Raw genomic sequence first — 256 nt, forward strand, 5'->3', positions numbered from 1 at the left:
ACGCGGCGTGGCAGCGAGGCTGGCTGCAAGGCGAGGTGCTGGAAGGCCAGCTCGCATGGTGGCGCCAGCAACTGGAAGGTGCACCGCACGCGCTGGAGTTGCCCACGGATCGGCCGCGTCCGGCGGTACAGCGCTTCCACGGCGCGAATGCGTCGGTGCTGATGCCGAAGGCGCTGGAGGAGAAGCTGTCCGTGCTGGCCCGTCAGGAAGGGGCCACGTCCTTCATGGTGATGCTCGCGGCGTGGCAGGTGTTGCT

1 protein-coding gene is annotated in these 256 nt (G+C 68.8%); it reads left to right on the forward strand.

What is annotated here, in order from left to right:
• Positions 1 to 256, forward strand: a 256-nt coding sequence (locus ACLEQD_RS45400) for a condensation domain-containing protein (protein ID WP_410392076.1), incomplete at both ends; no start/stop codon positions are given.

The sequence above is a fragment of the Corallococcus sp. 4LFB genome, assembly GCF_046520365.1.
Lineage (GTDB): Bacteria > Myxococcota > Myxococcia > Myxococcales > Myxococcaceae > Corallococcus > Corallococcus caeni.